Consider the following 3,431-nt stretch of genomic DNA (forward strand, 5'->3'; position numbering starts at 1 on the left):
GTGCTGCCCTCACGTCTACAGCCGCAACGGCCTGTTTCAGAAGCGGACGAAGGGCTTTTCTCTGCTGTTCCCGTGACGCAGGGGTTGGAATGGTGTAAACCAGGTCCGAATGGAGGGAATCCAGATCAGCCAGCAGAATTCTGGCCACCTTCAGGCTGACTCTTAAATCGGTCAGGGCCATTTGAACCGGCTGAGGTGCCTCAATCGATTGCTTGGAAAAGAGTAAATCCGACCGGGTTTGTGAGAGCCCCGGATGAACAGCGAAAATTAGTCCTGTCACAAAAATTAAAACGGCCAAACGGTTCCTGCTCAAAAAAAACATGTGAAAATTCCTTATTTTTGTTAATGTCCAAGAGTCCTTTTTTTGCCTGTGCGGGTTACCCGTTGTTTGTAACCCGCCATTTGTTCGAAAAATATTTTGTGTGAATGGGTAGCCGTTCGCAGACGATGTTTCTGTACCCCCTGCTATCGGATTTCCAGATAATCTTTGTCCGGCAATTTGGGAAACGGAGCGTGCGGTTCCGTCTGGTACCAAACCGCCACAGACGACAGGTCATCCTGCAGGGGAAGGTACCGGCCTCCGCTGCGCCAGCCGAGTGCCTGAATGGTAACACGCAAATCCTTCTCAAACCGGATGGGATCCGTAATGTGCCAGCGGTACAGGCCAAACCGGGTTTGTGTGCGTTCCATGCCGTCCGGTTTAATCTCGTAAAAGCCGGTGTAAGGGGTGGAAAAATCCCGGTATTCCGTCTGCCCCTGGGCGTTTCTGGCCTCAAACCCGTACGACCCGCAAAAGTAATCTTCCGTTCCGGTGCCGCAGATGGTGGGAAATTTTTGGTCACCGTCGATGTAGAATTTGATTTCACCTTCACCCCACCAGCCGTTGTTGTTGGAGCCCCAATTCAGGATGGTTCCCACGTACTGACCCTTCCCCTTAATGCCGTCCACAATGGTGTACACCTGTTTGTAGGGAAGGGGATTGACCCGGCGAAACTGCGCGTGGAGATAGGCGGCATCTTTTGGGATGTCAGTCAAGGTGTAATTGATCTGGTAGTAGAGGGTCATCCGGTTGTCATCCAGATTTTCCATGGTGATTTTGCACGATTTCCGAAACGGCATGATCCAGTAACTGTTTAACGCGCTGCCGGGGTTCACGCAAATGGGCAGCGAGCTGATCTGCTTGTAATCGCCCCAGCCCACACCGAAAAAATCCCCCACAGGTACTTCCACAGAAGGGTTCTTCTCGCCGTCCCAGTAGATGCGAAGGATGGAAAACCGCCAGTTGCCGGTGGGGGTCATCCAGATTTGCTGAATGGCACCGGGCCCCTTGATTTCAGCCAGAGTAAATGTGGTGTGCGGTTCGATGTGAATATAGGGATTGACCTTCCAGCCCTGACCCAGATCCCGTGCCGCACGCCGGGCGTTGCCTTCTTTCAGCGTAGCCATTCCGCCCTTGCCCTTTTCACCGGTTAAATTTTCCGGGCTGATGGAGCGCGTCTGGGCGTTAGACAGCATAAATAAATTGCTGAGATTGGTAAACGCTCCATTAAAACGGGGATTTTGCGCCTGACTGATGGTGGCCACCATGAAAGCCAGGGAAATCATGATTATCATACTGCTCAATTCCTTCATTAGGAGATCCTCCTGTTTTAATTGGGAATAGAATCATATTTTTAGTGCCGCGAATGCGCGAATCAAAGATTGCAGTAATTTTATTTGTTTCCAAATAACAGAATTATGAAAAGCTAAAAAGAAATGCCGGGTTTGGTGCCCCTTCCTTAAATGAGTTCACTCTAAAAACCACGATTTACACAAATTGCACTAATTAATTTCAATTAAATCAATTCGTGAAATTAGTGGGCAAAGGTTTTTTAAAGCAGATGCTTAAATATAGTTCAAAATAATTTTTCCGAGAAATGCTTCTCCAAAATACCGCGGCAACAAGCCAAGGGCCACGAAAATCAGGAATCGCGGCAATGATAGTTGGAAAATGCCCGCCAGCCAGCTCATCTCCCGAAGTGGAATCGGAGTCAGGGCGCCCAGAAAAACCGCCCAGTTTCCGTATTTTTGAAACCAGGTTTCGATTTTTGCCACGTGCCTGTTTTTGCGGACTCGCTTCACTCCCAGTCGGTCAAACAACCGGCCGATGTAATAGCCCAAAAAGGCCCCCAGGAACGAACCTGCCAGTGCCAGCAGGGCCACCCAATAGGGATTCAATCCCAACCCCACTTCGCCAATAATGAAAATATCCGGCGCAACGGGCTGGTAAATACACACGGTGACGGCCAGCAAAAAAATGCCGACGTATCCGTACTGCTGAACGAATTGAACGGAAAGAACAAAAACGTGATGAAAAAAATCGCTCATATCTAATAATAGTAAATGGGTGTTCGCTGCTCTCGCAACACCTTTTTTGTGGGTGAAAAAATTTGTGTGTGAAGAAAAAAAATAGCATCCTTTGTTTCAGGAAGATTTCTTTCCTGATGAGTCATTTTTAACCCCTGCAGCTTCGATGGATCAATGATTCGTGTCACATGTCTTTCGCGATCGACCGGTAAACGCCCATCAAAAACAGTGCTGAGAACGCGGCTGTCTGCTGTTTCCAGGGTTACCCGAACCGGAAGTGCGGACGGCCCCATTGAAAGGGTTGAGTGACTGGAAACCGTAATTTCCCAGACCAATTGGTGGTTTTGCGGGAGAAGAAGGGTTTGGGTAGAAATCGCCTTTGCCTTCAGCGAAAGAATTCGCCGGCGGCTCACGTGCCCGGGAATACGAAGGGTCACATCTTTCAAAGGAGCCCCGTCAGGCCGGGTCAACCGCGCGCAGAATTCCCATCCACCCACGCCTTGAAACACACGAACCAACATAAAATTGAGGCCCTTTTTAAGTGTCACCGGGGCGACGTTATTGTCAACTTGCAATCCGCGGTAAACGGGCACCGATGCGATTTGTTTTCCGTTGACCCAAATGGCAATACCATCATCACTCCCAAATTTCAGTAAAATCCGTTCTTTCTTGGGAGAGTAAATCCACGTGGCGGCGTAGGCCACGGTATTTTGGTTGGGGAAGAAAACATCCCGGAAATTAACTTTGTAATCACTGGAAAGAAACATGTGCCAGACCTTCGGATTATCTTTTTGGATGGAATCGGAGACAACGTTTCCAATGGACTGCATCGAATAAACACGATGACTGCTTCCCTCGGGGAGCAAAAAATCGGTCGTGTCGTCTGCAGCGCTTTTCTTAAGGAATGGACCCCGTACCAGCCAGGTTTGAATAAATCCCTTGGGACTGGGAGAAAAGTTCAAAATTTGGGTCGTCCCCTGAGAGAAAGCAGCGGGTAAAAATAAATTAAAAAGATAGAAAAAAAGCGCAGGTTTTAGAAAACGTTTCATGGGAATGAATCCTTAGTTTTACTAATTTCAACTGAG

Annotated in this window: 4 protein-coding genes; all 4 read right to left on the reverse strand. The window is 48.6% G+C overall.

All coding sequences use genetic code 11. The features are described from left to right. The coding region (locus GXO76_02480; GenBank protein ID NOY76718.1) for a hypothetical protein at positions 1 to 298 on the reverse strand (298 nt) is incomplete at its 3' end. Between the two features lie 167 nt (positions 299 to 465). Next, positions 466 to 1,614, reverse strand: coding sequence for a DUF2961 domain-containing protein (locus GXO76_02485; GenBank protein ID NOY76719.1), 1,149 nt, complete (start codon positions 1,612 to 1,614; stop codon positions 466 to 468). 270 nt (positions 1,615 to 1,884) lie between these two features. Beyond that, positions 1,885 to 2,367 (reverse strand): DedA family protein, encoded by a 483-nt coding sequence (locus GXO76_02490; protein ID NOY76720.1) that lies wholly within the window; start codon positions 2,365 to 2,367, stop codon positions 1,885 to 1,887. Positions 2,368 to 2,369: 2 nt separating this feature from the next. Next, positions 2,370 to 3,395: a hypothetical protein gene (locus GXO76_02495; protein ID NOY76721.1), complete on the reverse strand. Its 1,026-nt coding sequence runs from the start codon at positions 3,393 to 3,395 to the stop codon at positions 2,370 to 2,372. Between the last annotated feature and the right edge of the window lie 36 nt (positions 3,396 to 3,431).

The sequence above is a fragment of the Calditrichota bacterium genome, assembly GCA_013151735.1.
Classification (GTDB): domain Bacteria; phylum Zhuqueibacterota; class JdFR-76; order JdFR-76; family BMS3Abin05; genus BMS3Abin05.

Bases quoted from the DNA above. Each gene is read 5' to 3' on its own strand.
- GXO76_02485 (NOY76719.1), bottom strand. From the start codon at position 1,614: ATGATAATCATGATTTCCCTGGCTTTCATGGTGGCCACCATCAGTCAG.
- GXO76_02490 (NOY76720.1), bottom strand. From the start codon at position 2,367: ATGAGCGATTTTTTTCATCACGTTTTTGTTCTTTCCGTTCAATTCGTT.
- GXO76_02495 (NOY76721.1), bottom strand. From the start codon at position 3,395: ATGAAACGTTTTCTAAAACCTGCGCTTTTTTTCTATCTTTTTAATTTA.